The organism is Ralstonia mannitolilytica (assembly GCF_905397375.1).
Lineage (GTDB): Bacteria > Pseudomonadota > Gammaproteobacteria > Burkholderiales > Burkholderiaceae > Ralstonia > Ralstonia mannitolilytica.
Genome location: NZ_CAJPVG010000008.1, coordinates 144,361 through 163,902, shown reverse-complemented (window position 1 = coordinate 163,902; position 19,542 = coordinate 144,361). Strand labels below are relative to the sequence as shown.

General features: G+C 65.7%; 16 protein-coding genes. 9 read left to right on the top strand and 7 right to left on the bottom strand.

Annotation, left to right across the window (positions count from 1 at the left end; translation table 11 throughout):
• Window positions 1-148: 148 nt before the first annotated feature.
• Genes KHN96_RS16075 through KHN96_RS16065 form a run of 3 tightly spaced genes read left to right on the top strand, consistent with a single transcriptional unit; the run spans window position 149 to window position 6,126 of the window.
• Window positions 149-1,414, top strand: coding sequence for an efflux RND transporter periplasmic adaptor subunit (locus KHN96_RS16075; protein WP_062737581.1), 1,266 nt, complete (start codon window positions 149-151; stop codon window positions 1,412-1,414).
• Window positions 1,415-1,429: 15 nt separating this feature from the next.
• Window positions 1,430-4,582, top strand: coding sequence for an efflux RND transporter permease subunit (locus KHN96_RS16070; RefSeq protein WP_045785477.1), 3,153 nt, complete (start codon window positions 1,430-1,432; stop codon window positions 4,580-4,582).
• Window positions 4,583-4,584: 2 nt separating this feature from the next.
• Entirely contained in the window at window positions 4,585-6,126 is a 1,542-nt protein-coding gene (locus KHN96_RS16065) for an efflux transporter outer membrane subunit (protein WP_062737580.1), read from the top strand.
• A 33-nt stretch (window positions 6,127-6,159) separates the two neighbouring features.
• On the opposite strand, the gene KHN96_RS16060 is transcribed toward KHN96_RS16065, so the two are convergent.
• Entirely contained in the window at window positions 6,160-7,248 is a 1,089-nt protein-coding gene (locus tag KHN96_RS16060) for a DNA topoisomerase IB (RefSeq protein WP_062737579.1), read from the bottom strand.
• 236 nt (window positions 7,249-7,484) lie between these two features.
• Here KHN96_RS16060 and rpsU point away from each other — a divergent pair, with 236 nt between their 5' ends.
• Together rpsU and KHN96_RS16050 are read left to right on the top strand one after the other, a co-directional pair.
• Window positions 7,485-7,697, top strand: a complete 213-nt coding sequence (gene rpsU / locus KHN96_RS16055) for a 30S ribosomal protein S21 (RefSeq protein WP_003262970.1) — start codon at window positions 7,485-7,487, stop codon at window positions 7,695-7,697.
• Window positions 7,698-8,037: 340 nt separating this feature from the next.
• A complete protein-coding gene (locus tag KHN96_RS16050) occupies window positions 8,038-8,289 on the top strand; it encodes a hypothetical protein (RefSeq protein WP_045785480.1) in 252 nt (83 codons plus the stop codon).
• A 34-nt stretch (window positions 8,290-8,323) separates the two neighbouring features.
• Here KHN96_RS16050 and KHN96_RS16045 read toward each other — a convergent pair whose 3' ends face one another.
• Both KHN96_RS16045 and mnmE read right to left on the bottom strand, forming a co-directional pair.
• A complete protein-coding gene (locus tag KHN96_RS16045) occupies window positions 8,324-8,713 on the bottom strand; it encodes an NUDIX hydrolase (protein ID WP_115044390.1) in 390 nt (129 codons plus the stop codon).
• 5 nt (window positions 8,714-8,718) lie between these two features.
• Window positions 8,719-10,164 (bottom strand): tRNA uridine-5-carboxymethylaminomethyl(34) synthesis GTPase MnmE, encoded by a 1,446-nt coding sequence (gene mnmE, locus KHN96_RS16040; protein ID WP_045785482.1) that lies wholly within the window; start codon window positions 10,162-10,164, stop codon window positions 8,719-8,721.
• Window positions 10,165-10,223: 59 nt separating this feature from the next.
• Between mnmE and KHN96_RS16035 the strand changes: the two genes are divergently transcribed.
• The gene (locus KHN96_RS16035; protein ID WP_062737577.1) at window positions 10,224-10,622 is read left to right on the top strand and encodes a VOC family protein; all 399 of its coding nucleotides are present in this window, start codon (window positions 10,224-10,226) and stop codon (window positions 10,620-10,622) included.
• Window positions 10,623-10,685: 63 nt separating this feature from the next.
• On the opposite strand, the gene yidC is transcribed toward KHN96_RS16035, so the two are convergent.
• The 4 genes from yidC to rpmH form a co-directional block, all read right to left on the bottom strand.
• On the bottom strand, window positions 10,686-12,347 hold the full coding sequence (gene yidC / locus KHN96_RS16030) for a membrane protein insertase YidC (protein WP_045785484.1): 1,662 nt from the start codon (window positions 12,345-12,347) through the stop codon (window positions 10,686-10,688).
• 6 nt (window positions 12,348-12,353) lie between these two features.
• A complete protein-coding gene (gene yidD / locus KHN96_RS16025) occupies window positions 12,354-12,665 on the bottom strand; it encodes a membrane protein insertion efficiency factor YidD (RefSeq protein WP_082062824.1) in 312 nt (103 codons plus the stop codon).
• Complete coding sequence (gene rnpA / locus KHN96_RS16020) at window positions 12,662-13,069, bottom strand: ribonuclease P protein component (protein WP_045787726.1); 408 nt, start codon at window positions 13,067-13,069, stop codon at window positions 12,662-12,664. Before rnpA ends, yidD begins: the two co-directional genes overlap by 4 nt.
• A 62-nt stretch (window positions 13,070-13,131) precedes the next feature.
• A complete protein-coding gene (gene rpmH / locus KHN96_RS16015; protein WP_003262958.1) occupies window positions 13,132-13,266 on the bottom strand; it encodes a 50S ribosomal protein L34 in 135 nt (44 codons plus the stop codon).
• Between the two features lie 630 nt (window positions 13,267-13,896).
• Here rpmH and dnaA point away from each other — a divergent pair.
• From dnaA to gyrB, 3 genes are all read left to right on the top strand, one after another.
• The gene (dnaA, locus tag KHN96_RS16010) at window positions 13,897-15,489 is read left to right on the top strand and encodes a chromosomal replication initiator protein DnaA (protein ID WP_062737576.1); all 1,593 of its coding nucleotides are present in this window, start codon (window positions 13,897-13,899) and stop codon (window positions 15,487-15,489) included.
• Window positions 15,490-15,767: 278 nt separating this feature from the next.
• Entirely contained in the window at window positions 15,768-16,883 is a 1,116-nt protein-coding gene (dnaN, locus tag KHN96_RS16005) for a DNA polymerase III subunit beta (RefSeq protein WP_045785486.1), read from the top strand.
• A 129-nt stretch (window positions 16,884-17,012) separates the two neighbouring features.
• Window positions 17,013-19,541: a DNA topoisomerase (ATP-hydrolyzing) subunit B gene (gene gyrB, locus KHN96_RS16000; protein WP_045785487.1), complete on the top strand. Its 2,529-nt coding sequence runs from the start codon at window positions 17,013-17,015 to the stop codon at window positions 19,539-19,541.
• Window position 19,542: the final 1 nt, after the last annotated feature.

Sequence of the window (19,542 nt, the reverse complement as noted above, 5' to 3'; positions counted from 1 at the left end):
TATCGCATGCAGCCAGATACGGCTAGCATCGGACGTTTTCGTTTTCTGTTTTTTTGTTTCGCTGACGGTTTGCCGGCGTCGCACTCGTTTGCGCGCTGTCCGGTATGCGATCCGCCGGCATTCCGCTTATCGCCACATGGGGTCATCTATGACGAACACCCGCCGTTATCACCAACTCGCCGCCGCCGCATTCGTGGTGGTGGCGCTTGCAGCCTGCGGCAACAAGCAGGCACAAGGGCCGGGCGGCGCCGGCATGCCTCCGGCCGAAGTCGGCGTTGTGACCGTGCAGCCGCATGCCGTTGGCCTGACCAGCGAATTGCCGGGCCGCCTGGAAGCCACGCGCGTGGCGCAGGTGCGTGCGCGGGTCGCTGGCATCGTGCTCAAGCGCATGTATGCCGAAGGCAGCGACGTGAAGGCCGGCCAGCAGCTGTTCCAGATCGATCCGGCGCCGTATCGTGCGTCGCTCGACAGCGCCAAGGCGCAACTGGCACGCTCGGAGGCCACGCAATCGCAGGCGCAGATCAAGGCCGAGCGCTACAAGCCGCTGGTCGCCACCAACGCCATCAGCAAGCAGGATTACGACGACGCCGTCGCCGCGGCCAAGCAGGCCACCGCCGACGTGGCGGCCGCGCGTGCCGCCGTGGAAACCGCCAAGCTGAACCTTGGCTATGCCAGCGTGACGTCGCCGATCGCCGGCCGCGCCGGCCTGGCGCAGGTCACCGAAGGTGCGCTGGTCGGCCAGGGCGAGGCCACGCTGCTGACGACCGTGCAGCAGATCGACCCCATCTATCTGACCTTCACGCAATCGAGCACCGAGGTGATGCGCCTGCAGGAAGCCCTCAAGGCCGGCAAGCTGGCCAAGGCGGGCGGCGATGCGGCCAAGGTCACCCTCGTGACCGAAGACGGCCGCGCCTATGCGCAGCCGGGCAAGCTGTACTTCTCCGACCTCACGGTGGACCCGGCTACGGGCACGATCACGCTGCGCGCGATCGTTCCCAACCCCGAGCGCACGCTGTTGCCCGGCATGTACGTCCGCGCCCGCATCGAGCAGGCCGTCGACGAGCAGGCCATCACGGTGCCGCAGCAGGCTGTCACGCGCAGCCCGGACGGCGCCTCCGTCATGGTCGTCGATGAGAAGGGGCAGGTCGCCGTACGCCAGGTCAAGGCGGACCGTTCGATCGGCACCGAGTGGATCGTCTCGAGCGGTCTGAAGGCCGGCGACAAGGTCATCGTCGACGGTCTGCAGAAGGTCCGTCCCGGCGCACCGGTCAAGGCCGTGCCGTGGCAGCCGGGCGCAGCACCGGGCCAACAGGGCCCGGGCAAGCCTCAGCAAGGCCAGGGCGGCGGCACGGCCCCGGCCAGCGGCGCCGCAGCCAGCGCACCCGCTGCCAGCGCACCGGCAGCCAAGCAGTAACTAAGGAGCCATCGCATGGCAAAGTTTTTCATCGATCGCCCGGTCTTTGCCTGGGTGCTCGCGCTGTTCATCATCCTTGCCGGGGCGATTTCGATCACCCAGCTGCCGATCTCGCAGTACCCGACCATTGCGCCGCCGTCCGTCATCATCACGGCAACGTATCCGGGCGCCAATGCGAAGACGCTGGACGAATCCGTCACCAGCATCATCGAGCAGGAAATGAACGGTGCGGACGGCCTGCTCTATATGGAGTCGGTCAGCCAGGGCGGTAACGGCCAGGCGCAGATCACCGTGACGTTCAAGGCCGGTACCGATCCGGCACTGGCGCAGGTGGACGTGCAGAACCGCCTGAAGCGCGTGGAAGCGCGTTTGCCTTCGCAGGTGACCCAGCAGGGTGTGCAGGTCGACAAGGCCCGCTCGAACTTCCTGCTGTTCGCCACGCTGGCATCCACCGACGGCAAGATGGATCCGGTGGCACTGGGCGACTACATCTCGCGCAACGTGCTGAACGAAATCAAGCGCGTGCCGGGCGTGGGTCAGGCGGTGCTGTTCGGTACGGAGCGCGCGATGCGCGTCTGGATCGATCCGGCCAAGCTGGTCGGCTACAAGCTGACCCCGACGGACGTCTACAACGCCATCCGTGCGCAGAACGCGCTGGTCTCGGCCGGTACGATCGGCGATCTGCCGTCCGTGGCCGACCAGCCGCTCGCGGCGACGGTCGTGGTGGAAGGCCAGCTCACGACCACCGAGCAGTTCGGCAACATCGTGCTGGTGGCCAAGCCGGACGGCTCACTCGTGCGCGTGAAGGACGTGGCGCGCCTGGAACTCGGCGGCCAGACCTATTCGACGTCTGCGCGGATCAACGGCCAACCGATCTCGGCCATTGGCGTGCAGCTTTCGCCGACCGGCAATGCGCTGGGCACCGCCAAGGCGGTGAAGGCCAAGCTCGAAGAGCTGTCGAAGTACTTCCCGCCGGGCGTGGAGTACAAGGTGCCGTACGACACTTCGAAGTTCGTGCAGATCTCGATCGAGGAAGTGGTCAAGACGCTGTTCGAGGCCATGGTGCTGGTGTTCCTGGTGATGCTGCTGTTCCTGCAGAACATCCGCTACACGCTGGTGCCGTCGATCGTGGTGCCGATCTCGCTGCTCGGCGCGTTTGCCGTCATGAACGCGATGGGCTTCTCGATCAACGTGCTGACGATGTTCGGCCTCGTGCTGGCGATCGGTATTCTCGTTGACGATGCCATCGTGGTGGTGGAAAACGTCGAGCGGATCATGGCCGAAGAAGGCCTGCCCCCCCGCGAAGCGACCCGCAAGGCCATGGGCCAGATCACGGGCGCCATCATCGGCATTACGCTGGTGCTGATGGCCGTGTTCATCCCGATGGCGTTCTTCTCGGGCTCGGTGGGCGCGATCTATCGACAGTTCTCGCTGTCGATGGTGTCGTCGATCTTCTTCTCGGCACTCATGGCGCTGACGCTCACGCCGGCACTGTGCTCGACGCTGCTCAAGCCGATCGAGAAGGGTTCGCACCACGAAAAGAAAGGCTTCTTCGGCTGGTTCAACCGCATGTTCAGCACCACCACGAGCCGCTACCAGAGCTTCGTGGAACGCATCCTGAAGAAGACCTTCCGCTACATGGTCATCTACGCGGCGCTGATCGTTGCGGTGGTGTTCCTGTTCCTGCGTCTGCCGTCTTCGTTCCTGCCGACCGAAGACCAGGGCTACATCGTGACCAACATCCAGTTGCCGCCGGGGGCATCGGCCAACCGCACGCTGGAGGTGATCAAGCAGGTCGAGAACTACTACAAGCAGGAAAAGGCGGTCGAGAACATCGTGGCCGTGCAGGGCTTCAGCTTCTCGGGCAACGGCCCGAACGCCGGTATCGTGTTCACCCCGTTCAAGGACTGGAGCGAGCGCAAGGGCAAGGATCAGACCGCTGATGCCGTAGTCGGCCGTGCCTTCGGTGCGCTGTTCGGCGGCATCCGCGACGCGATCGTCTTCCCGCTGAACCCGCCGCCGATTCCGGAACTGGGCAACGCAACGGGCTTCACGTTCCGTCTGCAGGACCGCGCGGGCCTGGGCCACGACGCGCTGATCGCCGCCCGCAATCAACTGATGGGGATGGCGGCGCAGAGCAAGATCATCACCGGCATGCGTCCGGAAGGCCTGGAAGATTCGCCGCAGTACCAGGTCGATATCGACCGCGAGAAGGCCAATGCGCTGGGCGTCTCGTTCACCGACATCAACTCCGTGCTGTCGACGGCGCTGGGTTCGGCATACGCCAACGACTTCCCGAACTACGGTCGTCAGCAGCGTGTGATCGTGCAGGCGGACAAGATCAACCGCATGCAGCCCGAAGACATCATGAACCTGTACGTGCGCAATTCGCAGGGCAACATGGTGCCGATGTCGACGTTCGCGAAGGGCCACTGGATCGTCGGCCCGGTGCAGCTCGTGCGCTACAACGGCTATCCGGCGGTTCGCCTCTCGGGTGCCGCTGCGCCGGGTGCCAGCTCGGGTGACGCCATGGCCGAGATGGAACGTCTGGCGGCCAAGCTGCCGGCGGGCATCGGCTACGAGTGGACGGGGCAGTCGCTGCAGGAAAAGGAATCCGGCTCGCAGGCGCCGGCGCTGTATGCGCTGTCGCTGCTGGCGGTGTTCCTGGTGCTGGCGGCGCTCTACGAGAGCTGGTCGATCCCGGCGGCGGTGATTCTAGTGGTGCCGCTGGGTGTGCTCGGTGCACTGCTGGGCGTGACGCTGCGCGCCATGCCTGACGACGTGTACTTCAAGGTCGGCCTGATTGCGGTGGTGGGCCTGTCCGCCAAGAACGCGATTCTGATCATCGAGTTTGCGAAGGACCTGCAGGCGCAAGGCAAGGGCCTCATCGAGGCGACGCTGGAAGCCGTGCACCTGCGGTTCCGGCCGATCATCATGACGTCGTTCGCCTTCATCCTGGGCGTGCTGCCGCTGGCGATTGCCACGGGTGCGAGCTCCGCCAGCCAGCGTGCCATCGGTACCGGCGTGATGGGCGGGATGATCACCGCGACGGTGCTGGCCGTGGTGCTGGTGCCTGTGTTCTTCGTGGTGGTCCGCCGCATCTTCAAGGGCAGCGAGCGTCAACGCCGCCTGGATGCCGCGCACCGTCCGCTGGACGAGGAAATCTGAACATGCAGAACAACATGACTTTCCGAACCCCCGCGCTGCTGCCGGCGCTCCTGCTGGCCGCCGGCATCCTGTCCGGCTGCTCGCTGGCGCCGACTTACGAGCGCCCGGATGCCCCGGTCACCGGCACGTACCCGCAGGCGCCGGCCGGCTACGCCGTGCCGGCGGACAGCGCCAAGCCGGGCGAGAACGCCCCGCGCGCGGTCGACCTGGGCTGGCGCGAGTTCTTCCCCGACGCACGGCTGCAGAAGCTGATTGGCCTGGCGCTGGAGAACAACCGCGACCTGCGCGTCGCCATGCTCAACGTCGAGGCCGCGCGTGCGCAGTACCGCCTGCAGATCGCCGACCTGCTGCCGCCGGTCAATGCGTCCGCGGTGTACACGCGCAGCCATACGCCGCCGTCGATCTCGCAAACCGGTGGCGACGTCTACACCAAGCAGTATCAGCTCGGCGTGGGCATCAGCAACTACCAGGTCAACCTGTTCAGCGTGGGCGACGTCACGCGGTCAGCGCGCGCCAGCTACCTGGCGACCGACGAAGGCCGCCGCGCCGCGCAGATCAGCCTGATCTCGCAGGTGGCCAAGGCGTACCTGAACGAGCGCGCCTATGCGGAGCAGCTCGAGCTGGCCCAGCAGACGCTGAAGGGCCGCGAAGACTACTACAGGCTCGCCAAGCAGCGCTTTGACGTTGGCGCGTCGTCGGCACTGGACCTGCGCCAGACCGAGACACTGGTCGAATCGGCCCGCGTGTCGGTGGCGCAACTCACGCGCCAGTACGCCCAGGCGACCAACGCCCTGGTGCTGCTGGTCGGTGCGCCGCTGCCGGCCGACCTGCCGGCCCCGACCACGGTGTCCTCGGAGAAGATCGTGGCGGATATTCCGCCCGGTCTGCCGTCGGAGCTGCTCGAGCAGCGCCCCGACATCCGCCAGGCCGAGCAGCAGCTGATCGCGGCCAACGCCAACATCGGCGTGGCGCGCGCGGCGTTCTTCCCGAGCATCGGGCTGACCTCGAACATCGGCACGGCCAGCACGGCGCTGCACGACCTGTTCAAGAGCGGCACGGGCCTGTGGTCGTTCGTCCCGAACCTGACGCTGCCGATCTTCAACTGGGGCACCAACGTCTTCAACCTGGACCTCACGAAGGCCAACCAGAAGATTGCGGTGGCGAACTACGAGAAGACGATCCAGACGGCCTTCCGTGAAGTGTCTGACGCCTTGGTGGCGCGCGGCACGCTCGAAGAGCAGGTGGCCGCGCAGAAGCGCTTCCGCGATGCCACCGCCGAGCGCCTGACGCTGTCGGACCAGCGCTACCGCAACGGCGTGTCGAGCTTCCTCGACGTGCTTGATGCGCAGCGCGACCTGTTCAGCGCCGACCAGACCCTGGTGCAGACGCGCCTGGCTCGCCTGACCAACGCCATCGATCTGTACACGGCGCTGGGCGGCGGCCTGCAGGAGCACAGCACGGTGACAGCGACCCAGCAGGCCCAGCCGACGGCTGCGCCAGGTGTGTCGCCGGCCACGCCCGACATGACGCCGCAGAGCAAGTAAGCGCGCGTTCTGCCAGGCCCCCGAGCCCGCCGTTCAGGCGGGCTTTTTCTTGTCCGCCGCGTCGCGGTCGGCGGCAGTCTCGAGAAAGCGCATCAGCGTGACTTCCTCGCGGCGCAGGCCGTTGCGCGCGCGTGCCGGTGCCAGCGTGGCGAGTTCACCCGCCGCAAACGCATCGACGATGGCGGGATGCACATAGCACTTGCGGCAGACCGCCGGCGTGTTGCCCAGGCGCTGCGCCACGGCGGCAATCGCCTCCACGACCTGCCGTCGCGCATCGGCGGGGCTGGCCGGTGCCCGCCCACGCAGCAGCTCCAGCGCCAGCGCACTGCCGGCCCAGGTGCGGTAGTCCTTCGCCGTGAAATCCGCGCCCGTGAGGGTTTGCAGGTACGTATTCACATCGGCGGAATCGACTGCGCGGCGCTCGCCCGCCTCGTCGATGTACTGGAAGAGTTCCTGGCCCGGCAGATCGACGCAGCGCCGGATGATGCGCGCCAGGCGGGGGTCCGACACCGATACGTCGTGCTCGACGCCGCTCTTGCCGCGAAAGTGAAACCGCACCGTGTTGCCACGCACCTCGACGTGCCGGTTGCGCAGCGTCGTGAGCCCGTACGACCGGTTCTCGCGCGCGTAGGCCGCATTGCCCACGCGCACCAGCGTCACGTCCAGCAGGTAGACCACGGTGGCGAGCATCTTCTCGCGCGACAGGCCCGGTGCCGCCAGTTGCGCGGTCACCACCTGGCGCACCCGCGGTAACGCCGCTCCGAACGCCAGCAGCCGGCCGTACTTGTCCGCATCGCGAAAGGCTCGCCAGTCGGGGTGATAGCGGTACTGCTTGCGGCCCCGGGCGTCGCGACCGGTCGCCTGCAGATGGCCGTTCGCGTGAGGGCAGATCCACACGTCGGTATAGGCCGGCGGGATCGCCAGCTTGTTGATGCGCGCGATGACGGCGGGGTCGCGGATGCGCTCGCCGCGCGTATCAAAGTAGACGAAGCGGCCGCGCTCGCGCCGCCGCGTGTAGCCGGGCCGCGTGTCGTCGACATAGCGCAGGGGCGCCGGCAGCGTTTCAGCGAAAAGGGGTGTGCAGGCGGCAGGTGCCGGCGCGAGGTCGGGGGCGCGTTCCACGATGGATGTCCGGGGGTATGCCCGCGCCCAGCAAGCGGCGTTCCTCCATGCGAGATGACGCGCGCTGACGTAGCATCCAGACCACGCCGCTGCATAAAAATGCGGCAGAAAATGGGCTTCTCTCCACATCAGGGAATGGCTTGCGTCGGTAAACAGATTCAACTACACTGCACGCCCTCTGGGCGGTATATAATCCGCTGTTTCGCCGTCCACCCGAATACTGAGCAAGGGACCCGATGACCACCATCCGCCTGAAAGAAAACGAGCCGGTCGAAGTCGCGCTGCGCCGCTTCCGCCGTGAAATCGAGCGCACCGGCCTGATCAAGGAACTGCGCGCCCGCACCGCCTACGAAAAGCCGACGACCGAACGCAAGCGCAAGAAGGCTGCTGCCGTGTCGCGTACGCGTAAGCGCCTGCGCTCGCAAATGCTGCCGAAGAAGCTCTACTAAGATCGCGCGGTTGTTTCGGTAGCACCAATCGGGTGCTGCCGCTGGCGGCGTGAAGTCATCCGACCTCCGGTCCGCCGAGCTTGGCCTGTGTCGCGCCTTGTGCGCCCCGGGAGCCCTTTCCGGATCCAGCCAACGCTCCACTCCCCGATACAGCAGCCTGCAAGACGCGGTTGATGGCCTGTGTGCCGTTCTCCGCAGCTTCGGCGCGCCTTGGCGTGCTCTCTCTGTTGCAAACGACCTCTGCCAGCGGTGATCGACCGGCTGGCTGTTGGCGTTTGTTGCCTGGAACCTGCGCACGTGTACAGTCGGACCTATCCTGTGTACGCGTGGGGGCGCAAGCATGCCTACGAAATCCGAAGACTACTGGTTCCCTGCCAAGCGCTATGGCTGGGGATGGGGTTGGCCCGCTCGCTGGCAAGGCTGGGTCGCGTTTGCCGTGTACGCCGGGCTGGTCGCTGCGGGCATCGTCGGGCTGCCGCCCGACCGTACGCCGACGGGCTTTGTGCTGTACATGTTCGCCGTGAGCGCGCTGCTGGTGCTGGTGTGCTGGTGGAAGGGCGAGCCGCCGCGCTGGCGCTGGGGGCGCGATTGAACGGCCCGGCAGCGGCGAGCATATGCACGTCCCACTAGGTCGATGCCCCGAGTGCCGTCTCGATCGACGTTCGATATCCCTCGGGCAGATTGTGCGGCAAGGCATCCGCAGCAAAGAGCCCAAGGCGTTTGTGTTCGTGGCTGAGCGTCGGTTCAAACGCGCCGATCAGCGAGCACACGTAGGTGGCGATGAACAAATGCTTGCCGGGCGCGACTTCGAACAGGTACGTGTCGAGCAGCGGCCCAACCTGCACGCGCAGGCCCAACTCTTCGGCAATCTCGCGTTGCAAGCATTCGGCGGATGATTCGCCGTGTTCAATGCGGCCACCCGGCAACTCCCACTCTTCGCGTTCGTTCAGCAGCAGCACGATCTCACCGCCTGGCGCGCGCAGGACGCCCTTGATGGAGACGGGGTAGGTAGGCATAGCGCTCACTTGCCGATGCAGAACCGGCTAAAGATCACACCCAGCAAATCATCACTGGAGAACGCCCCCGTGATGCTGTTCAGCGCCTCCTGCGCCAGGCGCAGTTCTTCGGCAAACAAATCCAGCGATTGCGCCTGCTGATCGGCATGCTCGGCCGCGGTGGCCAGATGTTCCTTGGCCGTACGCAGCGCCGCCAGATGGCGTTCGCGCGCCAGGTACAGGCCCTCGCCGCCGCCCTGCCAGCCGGCAATCTCCAGCAGCGCGGCGCGCAGCAATTCGATGCCGACACCGTTGCGCGCCGATAGCCACACTTCCGGCGGCTGCGCATCCACGCGACCGGGTACGGCCACGCCGGACAGGTCGATTTTGTTGATGACTCGCAGCGTCGGCACACCGGCCGGCACGTGTTCGGCGATACGCGCGTCGATGGCGGCGTCTTCCGCAGAGAGGCCGTTCGCGCGGTAGTCCGCCGCGTCCAGCAGATGCAGCACGACGTCCGCGCGGGCGATGGCGGCCCAGGTGCGCTCGATGCCGATGCGCTCGACCTCGTCCTCGGTGTCGCGCAGTCCGGCTGTGTCCACGATGTTCAGCGGGATGCCCTCGATCTGGATCGTCTGCTGCACCTTGTCGCGCGTGGTGCCGGCGATGGGCGTCACGATGGCCAGCTCCGCGCCGGCCAGCGCGTTGAGCAGCGACGATTTCCCCACGTTCGGCTGCCCGGCCAGCACCACGTGCAGCCCCTCGCGCAGCAGCGCACCCTGCCGCGCCTGCGCCAGCACGCCGTCCAGCGCGGCACGGATGCCCGCAAGCTGACCACGCGCATCGGCGGCTTCCAGAAAGTCGATCTCTTCCTCGGGAAAATCCAGCGTCGCCTCCACCAGCATGCGCAGATGAATGACGCGCTCCACCAGCGCATGCACGGCCTGCGAGAACGCGCCGTCAAGCGAGCGCGCTGCCGAGCGCGCGGCGGCTTCGGTGCTGGCTTCGATCAGGTCGGCCACGGCCTCGGCCTGCGCGAGGTCCATCTTGTCGTTGAGAAACGCGCGGCGGGTGAATTCGCCGGGTTCGGCCACGCGCAGGCCGATTTCGCGGCCGGCGGCGAGGCAGCGCTGCAGCAAAAGCTGCATCACCACCGGGCCGCCGTGGCCCTGCAGTTCGAGCACGTCTTCGCCCGTGTAGGAATGCGGCGCGGGAAACCACAGCGCGATGCCGCGATCGATGGCGCTGCCGTCCGCATCGAGGAAGGGCAGGTAGGTCGCCTGGCGCGGCGTCAGCAGCCGGCCGCACACGGCTTGCATGACAGCGCGTACATCGGGCCCCGATACGCGCACCACGCCGATGCCGCCACGCCCCGGCGCAGTGGCAATCGCCGCGATCGGGATGGTGCGGATGGGGGCGCGTGGCGGCTCGGAAGCGTTCGGCAAGTTCGGGGAGTGGTCAGCGGCAGTCATGGGCGGTATTGTGCGGCAGCCGCGCAGTTGCGCGCCAGTTTCCAGCCAGGGGGATTCGGATGATCGATCACACCGGCGTCGTCCTCAGGGACTTCCAGACCGGCAAACGGTTCTATGGGCAGGCGCTCGGCGCCATCGGCCTCGTCAAGGTGCTGGAGTTTCCTGCCGCCGTGACGGGCCACACCGACGTGGCCGGGTTCGGCCCACCGGGCAAGGCGGAGTGCTGGATTTCTGCTGCGATGGCGGGCCAGACGCCGAACCGGCCGCCGCTGCACGTGGCGTTTCGCGTGGACACGCGCACCGAGGTCGAGGCGCTCCACCGTGCGCCGCTGGCAGCAGGCGGCACCGGCAACCGCGCGCCCGGCATACGGGCGCACTACCACCCGAACTACTACGGCGCCTTCGTGCGCGACCCCGACGGCCACAACATCGAGGCCGTCTGCCACGCACCCGCATAGACCCTATCCGAGCCGCACGAAAAAGGGCACCCGAAGGTGCCCTTTTTGCCGAGTGCGTCTGCCTTACTTGGCAGCTGCGGCCTTCTTGTTGGTGCCCAGCATGCGGTTGATCGACCACTGCTGCGCGATCGACAGGCAGTTGTTCACCACCCAGTACAGCACCAGGCCGGCCGGGAAGAAGAAGAACATCACCGAGAACGCGATCGGCATGAACATCATCACCTTGGCCTGCACGGGGTCCGGCGGCGTCGGGTTCAGCTTGGTCTGCACGAACATCGACACGGCCATCAGGATCGGCAGGATGTAGAACGGGTCCGGTGCAGCCAGGTCATGCACCCAGCCCAGCCACGGCGCGCCGCGCATTTCCACGGAAGACAGCAGCACCCAGTACAGCGCGATGAACACCGGGATCTGGATCACGATCGGCAGACAGCCGCCGAGCGGATTGACCTTCTCGGTGCGGTACAGCGTCATCATCTCCTGGTTCATCTTCTGCGGGTCGCCCTTGTGGCGCTCGCGGATGGCCGTCATGCGCGGCTGCAGATCCTTCATCTTGGCCATCGAACGGTAGCTCGTCGCCGACAGCGGGAAGAACACCAGCTTGACCAGCACCGTCAGCGCGACGATCGACCAGCCCCAATTGCCGAGCAGCTTGTGGATCTTCTCGAGCAGCCAGAACAGCGGCTTGGCGATGATCGTCAGCCAGCCGTAGTCCTTCACGAGTTCCAGGCCCGGCGTGATGCCCTCGAGCATGCGCTCTTCCTGCGGACCGGCAAACAGGCGTGCCGTGGCCGACACGCTCGCGCCCGGCGCCACCGTGCCCAGCGGCTCCTGCATGCCGACGCGGTAGAAGTTCGTGTCGATCCGGTCGACGTAAAACTCGCGCTTGGCGTTCGCCGCCGGAATCCACGCCGAGGCAAAGTAGTGCTGCACCATCGCGACCCAGCCGCTGTCGGTCGGGGCCGGCACGTGCGCCTTGCCCTTGTCGATGTCGGAGAAGTTGATCTTGTGGTACTTGTCGCCGTCGGTGTAGACGGCCGGGCCGGTGAACGTGCTGTAGAAGCGCGATTGCTCCACGGCGCCGCCGTCGCGGGCCAGCTCCATGTACAGCGTCGGGTTGATCGGCGCCGTGCCGTCGTTCGTCACGTCGAAGCGCGTGTCAATCACGTAGCTGCCGCGCTTGAAGACGTACGTCTTGGCGAGCTTCGCACCGCCCTTGTCGGCCGTCAGCGTGATCGAGATATCGTTGCCGGTGCCCAGGTCACGCGGGCCGGCCGATGCGGCGAACACCGTCGTATGGTTCGGGAAATCCCCGCCGATCAGGCCCGAGCGCGCCAGGTACGTGCGCTCGACGCTGCGGTCGAACAGCACCACCGGGTTGCCGTCGTGGTCCTTCTGCGTGAGCAGTTCAAGCTTGCTGACGATCGCGCCCGCCGTGTCGATGGTGGCGCGCAGCACGTCGGTCGTGATGACGATCTTTTCCGAAGCCGGTGCCTGCGAGGCTGCGCCCGTGGCCGGGGCGGCCTGCGTACCTGCCGCCGCGGTGGCGGCGCTCTTCGGCACGTCGCCGGCAGGCGTGCCGCCCGGCGCGGCGGCAGGGGCCGTGGCCGTCTGCGGCGTCGGGAAGAACATCGACTGGTGGCCATTCGCGCGTTGCCAGTTGTCGAACAGCAGGACAACCGCCAGCGAGAAGATCACCCAGAGAATGGTGCGTTTGATATCCATGTCGGATTACGGTCTGGGAAGGTGAATCGACGGCCGCGCAGCGTGAGCGTCAGCTGCGGGCGCGTCGGTCGATGCGGAATCGGAGCGGGGCACAGCGTCGCCAGCAGCGGGCGGCACAGGATCATACCCGCCTTGAGCGAACGGATGACAGCGGCATAGACGTTTTGCCGCAAGATAACTGCCGTAGCCGGGCCCATGAAGCAGCACGGCGTCGCGTGCATAGTCCGAGCAGGTCGGCAGGAAACGGCATTGCGCACCCACGAAGGGGCTGAACGCCACCTTGTACACGCGCAACAGGAACAGCAGCACGCGCGTCATGCGTCGCCCCCGGGCCTGGGCGCGGGTGGGGCCGGCAGCGGGCGTGCCGCAACATCGAACAGGTGAGACAGCTCTTCGCGGCAGATGCGCTTGAAGGCCGCCACGGTGGGCGTGTCTTCGCGGGGGAATTTGGCCTGCAGGCGGATCAGCACGTCACGCCCGCCCAGCAAGGGCTGCCGCAGGCGGAAGAGTTCGCGGCACTGGCGCTTGATGAGATTGCGCTCGACGGCGCGGCGCGCAAACTTCTTCCCGATCACCACGCCAAGGCGTGCCTGCGGATGTCCGTTCGCGCGGACGTACAGCACGAAGTGACGACTACGCCGGACCGGCCGCAAAGCAAAAACGGATGAGAACTCATCCGTTTTCGTCAGCCTTGCGGCCTTGGGGTAGGCGTGCGGGCCCATCGCCGGCGTGCCGCAGAAGCCATGGGCAAACAGCCGGAGGCCGCTGCCCGGGCGCGGCACTGTCAGATGGCCAGGCGCTTGCGACCCTTGGCGCGGCGTGCGTTCAGCACGGCACGGCCACCACGGGTCTTCATGCGGACACGGAAACCGTGGGTGCGCTTGCGACGGGTAACGGAAGGTTGATAGGTACGCTTCATGATGCACTCTCTTGTTAATGGGTGGTGCGGACGCTGCCGCACGCGCCGGGCTTAGGGTCGCCCCGTCCAGCCTGGTGTCGATTCAGTAGGAGAAATCGCCCACGCAGACCGCCGTGCGCTGTGTTGTTCAGGTCTGGGCGTCACCGGCATGGCGGGCCAAAGCTGCGGGCCCCGCCGGATCATGCGCAACGGGTTGGACCCCGCCGCCACGTCTGACGCGAACAAGCGTGCGCTCCCCTGCCGCGCATCGCAGAACCCGCCATTTAAACGATATTTACCGCGCCTGTCAACCCTCGCCGATTGGGGATAACGTGCGGCAAACGCCAACAATCCACCTTGGGGCGAGTTGTCCCCAGCGCCTTGTGCGGCTTGGTGTGCTTTGCGGAAAGCCTTGCCGGCATTGGGTTTGCAGCCAACGCACAAAATCGGTTGTCCACCGCTACTCACAGCGGGTCCACAGGTTATCCACAGACTTATCCTTTGTGGATAACTTTCGGGCGGGGGTACAATCCCGTTCCAATAACGAAAGCCGCCCGGTTTCTGGCCTGCGCCAAGGCCCGGCGGTCGGCCCTCACGGGGGCATCGCCTGGGGCGATGCGTGTGGCGCCGGTCAAACACCTAACGATAACGATGCAGGATTTCTGGCACGCGGCGTCTGCCCAGCTCGAGAGTGAGTTGACGCCGCAACAATTCAAGACGTGGATCAAGCCGCTGACGCCGCTGTCATTCGACGAGCAGGCGTGCATGCTGCGGATTGCCGCGCCCAACCGTTTCAAGCTCGACTGGGTCAAGAGCCAGTTCTCGGGCCGCATCCAGTCGCTCGCGTGCGACTACTGGGAGATGCCCGTCGACGTGCAGTTCGTGCTCGACCCGACGGCCGGCCAGCGCCAGGCGGCCCTGCAGCCGGCGCTGGCACCGGTGCCCATGCAGCCGCTGGCGGCGCAATCGATTCAACCGGCGCAGGCGATGCCTGCCGCCGGCATCACGCACGACGCGGCGGCCATGCGCCCCGCGCCTGCCATGTACCGCGAAACCGCGCTCGCCACGGCCAGCCACGCCGTGGCCGACATCGACGTGCCGGTCATGGATGCCGCCGAGGCCAGCGCCCGGTCATACCGCATGCCGCCGGCTGCCCCGGCGGTGGCGCCCAACCTGGGCCTGGCCACGCCGCCGCAGGCGCCCGTGGACGACACCGTGCACGAGCGCTCGCGCCTGAACCCGATCCTCACGTTCGACAACTTCGTCACCGGCAAGGCCAACCAGCTGGCGCGCGCAGCGGCCATCCAGGTCGCCAACAACCCCGGCAAGTCGTACAACCCGCTGTACCTGTACGGCGGCGTGGGCCTGGGCAAGACGCACTTGATCCATGCCATCGGCAACTTCATGCTGATGGAGAATCCGCGTGCGCGCATCCGCTATATCCACGCAGAACAGTACGTTTCCGACGTAGTGAAGGCTTACCAGCGCAAGGCGTTTGATGATTTCAAGCGCTACTACCACTCGCTGGATCTGCTGCTGATCGATGACATCCAGTTCTTTTCGGGCAAGAACCGCACGCAGGAAGAATTCTTCTACGCGTTCGAGGCGCTGATCGCCAACCGCGCGCAGGTCATCATCACCAGCGATACGTATCCGAAGGAGATCACCGGCATCGATGACCGCCTGATCTCGCGCTTCGACTCCGGGCTCACGGTCGCCATCGAGCCGCCCGAGCTGGAAATGCGCGTGGCGATTCTGATGAAGAAGGCGCAGGCCGAGAACGTGACTGTGCCGGAAGAGGTGGCCTTCTTCGTCGCCAAGCATCTGCGCTCGAACGTGCGCGAGCTCGAAGGCGCGCTGCGCAAGATCCTGGCGTACTCGAACTTCCACGGCAAAGAAATCACGATCGAGGTCACGCGCGAGGCGCTCAAGGACCTGCTGACAGTGCAGAACCGCCAGATTTCGGTAGAGAACATCCAGAAGACCTGCGCGGATTTCTACAACATCAAGGTCGCGGACATGTACTCCAAGAAGCGGCCGGCCAACATCGCGCGCCCGCGCCAGATCGCCATGTATCTGGCCAAGGAGCTCACGCAGAAGAGCCTGCCCGAGATTGGCGAACTGTTCGGCGGGCGCGACCACACCACGGTGCTGCACGCCGTGCGCAAGATCGCCGACGAGCGCACCAAGGACGCCCAGCTCAACCACGAGCTGCACGTGCTGGAGCAAACGCTCAAGGGTTGATGGCGCATCGCGCTGCCGCATGCCACCAAAGCGCATGGCAGCGCCATCTGCACAGAATTGGCCGCATGCAGACGCCCGCTCGAATGCGGGCGTCTTTTCATGCACAATAGCCGTATTTGCCGCGCGCGCGACGCTATCCAGCGCCCCCTTCTTTGCGGTATAATTTGTGATTAACCCCTTGATTTACAAAGACTTTGGGGGTCAATCGCAAATGCTCCTGCAGGCACACGCCATGAGGGGCGCGCGCGGTGCCACCTCAAACTGCAAGGATCGCCTTCATGCAATTGGTCAAAACCTCGCGAGACAACCTGCTGCGTCCGCTGCAAATCGTGAGCGGCATCGTGGAACGCCGTCACACGCTGCCCATCCTGGCCAATCTGCTCATCACCAAGAAGGGTGAACGGGTTTCCTTCCTGTCCACCGACATCGAAATCCAGATCACCACGCACGCCGATTGCGGCGCCGGCGCCGGCGACATCGCCACCACCGTGGCCGCCCGCAAGCTCGTCGACATCCTGCGTGCGATGCCCGACGGCGAAGTGGCGCTCACGCTCAACGACAAGCGCATGACGGTGCAATCGGGCAAGAGCCGCTTTGCGCTGCAGACGCTGGCGGCCGAAGAATTCCCGACCGTGGCGGAAGCCACCGATTTCGGCGCACGCATCACGCTGCCGCAGAAGACGCTCAAGCACCTGCTGGCGATGGTGCACTTCGCGATGGCCCAGCAGGACATCCGCTACTACCTCAACGGCATGCTGCTGGTGGTTGACGGCAAGCAGGTCATGGCCGTCGCCACCGATGGCCACCGGCTGGCCTACTGCGGCGTCGAGACCGGCGAGCAACCGGCAGGCGCCGGCGGCCGGCACGAAGTCATCATCCCGCGCAAGACGATTCTCGAACTCCAACGTTTGCTCGAAGACGTGGACGATCCCGTCTCGGTGCAACTGGCGTCGAACCAGGTCAAGTTCACCTTCGGCAATATCGAGCTGATCTCCAAGCTGGTCGAAGGCAAGTTCCCGGATTTCCAGCGCGTGATCCCGAAGGGTTACCGCAACAGCTTCACGATCGACCGCGCGTTCCTGCAGAGCGCCCTGCAACGCACGGCCATCCTGACCACCGACAAGTTCAAGGGCGTGCGCTGCATGCTCGACACCAACGTCCTCAAGATCAGCTCCACCAACGCTGACCAGGAAGAAGCGCAGGAAGAACTCGAAATCGACTACCAGGGCGACGCGCTCGACATCGGTTTCAACGTCACCTACCTGCTGGACGTACTGGCCAACCTCAAGGCCGAAAAGGTGCAGGTGAGCCTGGGCGACTCCAATTCGAGCGCGCTCATCACCCTGCCCGACGACGACACCTTCAAGTACGTCGTCATGCCGATGCGCATCTGACGAAGACGCACCATCGAAAGCAAGACGAGGGGCTGGATCGGAAAGATCCGCCCCTTCGCCGTTTTTAAGCAACCCCGCTGTGTGCGCTGAGACAACCATCTCCGCGCCCATGGCAGCGAGCAGAACGACATGACCGAAGAGCAGAAACCGCAATCCACCCCCGCCGACGGCAGCAGCTACGGCGCCGCCTCGATCCAGATCCTGGAAGGCCTGGAGGCGGTACGCAAGCGGCCGGGCATGTACATCGGCGACACGTCCGACGGCACCGGCCTGCACCACCTCGTCTTCGAGGTGCTGGACAACTCCATCGACGAAGCGCTGGCCGGCCATTGCACCGAGATCCACGTCACCATCCACACCGACAACTCCATCTCGGTGGTGGACAACGGCCGCGGCATCCCGACCGGCATCAAGTTTGACGACAAGCACGAGCCCAAGCGCAGCGCGGCCGAAATCGTCATGACCGAGCTGCACGCCGGCGGCAAGTTCGACCAGAACAGCTACAAGGTCTCGGGCGGCCTGCACGGCGTGGGCGTGTCTTGCGTCAACGGCCTGTCGAAGTGGCTCAAGCTGACGATCCGCCGCGACGGCAAGGTCCACCAGATGGACTTCGCGCGCGGCATTCCGCAGAACCGCCTGCTGGAAACCATGGAAGCGCCGGACGGCAAGATGGTCGAAGTCTCGCCGCTGCGTGTGTCGGGCACCACCGACAAGCGCGGCACCGAAGTCCACTTCCTGGCCGACGAAGAGATCTTCACCAACGTCGAATACCACTACGAGATCCTCTCCAAGCGCATCCGCGAGCTCTCGTTCCTGAACAACGGCGTTCACATCAAGCTGACCGACCAGCGCACTGGCAAGGAAGAAGACTTCGCCTTCTCGGGCGGCGTGAAGGGCTTTGTTGAGTACATCAACAAGAACAAGAGCGTGCTGCACCCGACCATCTTCCACGCCCAAGGCGAGAAAGACGGCGTGGGCGTTGAAGTGTCGATGCAATGGAACGACGGCTTCAACGAGCAGGTGCTCTGCTTCACCAACAACATCCCGCAGCGCGACGGCGGCACCCACCTCACGGGCCTGCGCGCCGCCATGACGCGCGTCATCAACAAGTACATCACCGACAACGAGATCGCCAAGAAGGCCAAGGTCGAGACCTCGGGCGACGACATGCGCGAAGGCCTGACCTGTGTGCTGTCCGTCAAGGTGCCGGAGCCCAAGTTCAGCTCGCAGACCAAGGACAAGCTCGTCTCGTCGGAAGTGCGCCTGCCGGTGGAAGACATCGTCAGCAAGGCGCTGGCCGAGTTCCTGGATGAAACGCCCAACGACGCCAAGATCATCTGCGGCAAGATCGTTGAAGCCGCCCGCGCGCGTGAAGCCGCCCGCAAGGCCCGCGAGATGACGCGCCGCAAGGGCGTGCTCGACGGCATGGGCCTGCCCGGCAAGCTGGCCGACTGCCAGGAGAAAGACCCCGCGCTGTCTGAACTCTTCATCGTCGAGGGTGACTCCGCAGGCGGCTCCGCCAAGCAGGGCCGCGACCGCAAGTTCCAGGCGATCCTGCCGCTCAAGGGCAAGATCCTGAACGTCGAGCGCGCGCGCTTTGACAAGATGCTCTCCAGCCAGGAAGTGCTCACGCTCATCACCGCCATGGGCACCGGCATCGGCAAGGACGACTACAACCTCGACAAGCTGCGCTACCACCGCATCATCATCATGACCGATGCTGACGTGGACGGCTCGCACATCCGCACGCTGCTGCTCACGTTCTTCTACCGCCAGATGCCCGAGATCATCGAGCGCGGCCACGTGTACATCGCCCAGCCGCCGCTCTACAAGATCAAGCACGGCAAGGAAGAGCGCTACATCAAAGACGACAACGAGATGGCCGCCTATCTCGTGCGCCAGGCGCTGGACACCGCCGCCCTCGTGCGTGCCGATGGCACCGAGATCTCGGGCGACGCCCTGGCCGAACTCGCGCGCCAGTACCAGCTCAGCCGCGGCGTGATCGAGCGCCTGTCTCGCGTGATTGACGCCGACGCCCTGCGCGCCATTGCCGAAGGCGTGGCGCTGGACCTCAGCAACGAAGCCGCAGCCGAGGCCAGCGCCCGCGCGCTCAAGGCCCGCCTGCTGGAAATGCAAGGCAATGCCAGCAACGCCAACGGCGGCGCCACGGCCGACGCCTTCATGCAGTACGACGAGAAGACCGAGAAGTACCGCGTGATGGTCGTGCGCCGCCAGCACGGCAACCAGCGCCTCAGCCACATCGACGCCGACTTCGTGGCCGGCGCCGACTACGCCGCCCTGGCCCAGACCGCCCAGACCTTCCAGGGCCTGATTGGCGAAGGCGCCAAGGTACGCCGCGGCACTGGCGACAAGCTGCGCGAGCAGCCCGTGTCTGACTTCCACGCCGCCATGACGTGGCTGCTGAGCGAAGCCGAGCGCGGCGTGAGCCGCCAGCGCTACAAGGGCCTGGGCGAAATGAACCCCGAGCAGCTGTGGGAAACCACCATGGACGTTACCCAGCGCCGCCTGCTGCGCGTGCAGATTGAAGACGCCATTGCGGCGGACCAGATCTTTACGACGCTGATGGGCGACGACGTGGAACCGCGCCGGAACTTCATTGAGACGAATGCGTTGGTGGCGCGGAATATTGACGTCTAAA

Coding starts and splice junctions, on each gene's coding strand:
- dnaA (WP_062737576.1), top strand. CDS start 13,897: ATGCAGGATTTCTGGCACGCGGCGTCTGCCCAGCTCGAGAGTGAGTTG.
- rnpA (WP_045787726.1), bottom strand. CDS start 13,069: ATGGGCCCGCACGCCTACCCCAAGGCCGCAAGGCTGACGAAAACGGAT.
- gyrB (WP_045785487.1), top strand. CDS start 17,013: ATGACCGAAGAGCAGAAACCGCAATCCACCCCCGCCGACGGCAGCAGC.
- rpmH (WP_003262958.1), bottom strand. CDS start 13,266: ATGAAGCGTACCTATCAACCTTCCGTTACCCGTCGCAAGCGCACCCAC.
- KHN96_RS16075 (WP_062737581.1), top strand. CDS start 149: ATGACGAACACCCGCCGTTATCACCAACTCGCCGCCGCCGCATTCGTG.
- dnaN (WP_045785486.1), top strand. CDS start 15,768: ATGCAATTGGTCAAAACCTCGCGAGACAACCTGCTGCGTCCGCTGCAA.
- KHN96_RS16065 (WP_062737580.1), top strand. CDS start 4,585: ATGCAGAACAACATGACTTTCCGAACCCCCGCGCTGCTGCCGGCGCTC.
- KHN96_RS16070 (WP_045785477.1), top strand. CDS start 1,430: ATGGCAAAGTTTTTCATCGATCGCCCGGTCTTTGCCTGGGTGCTCGCG.
- mnmE (WP_045785482.1), bottom strand. CDS start 10,164: ATGACTGCCGCTGACCACTCCCCGAACTTGCCGAACGCTTCCGAGCCG.
- KHN96_RS16035 (WP_062737577.1), top strand. CDS start 10,224: ATGATCGATCACACCGGCGTCGTCCTCAGGGACTTCCAGACCGGCAAA.
- KHN96_RS16050 (WP_045785480.1), top strand. CDS start 8,038: ATGCCTACGAAATCCGAAGACTACTGGTTCCCTGCCAAGCGCTATGGC.
- KHN96_RS16045 (WP_115044390.1), bottom strand. CDS start 8,713: ATGCCTACCTACCCCGTCTCCATCAAGGGCGTCCTGCGCGCGCCAGGC.
- yidD (WP_082062824.1), bottom strand. CDS start 12,665: ATGACGCGCGTGCTGCTGTTCCTGTTGCGCGTGTACAAGGTGGCGTTC.
- rpsU (WP_003262970.1), top strand. CDS start 7,485: ATGACCACCATCCGCCTGAAAGAAAACGAGCCGGTCGAAGTCGCGCTG.
- yidC (WP_045785484.1), bottom strand. CDS start 12,347: ATGGATATCAAACGCACCATTCTCTGGGTGATCTTCTCGCTGGCGGTT.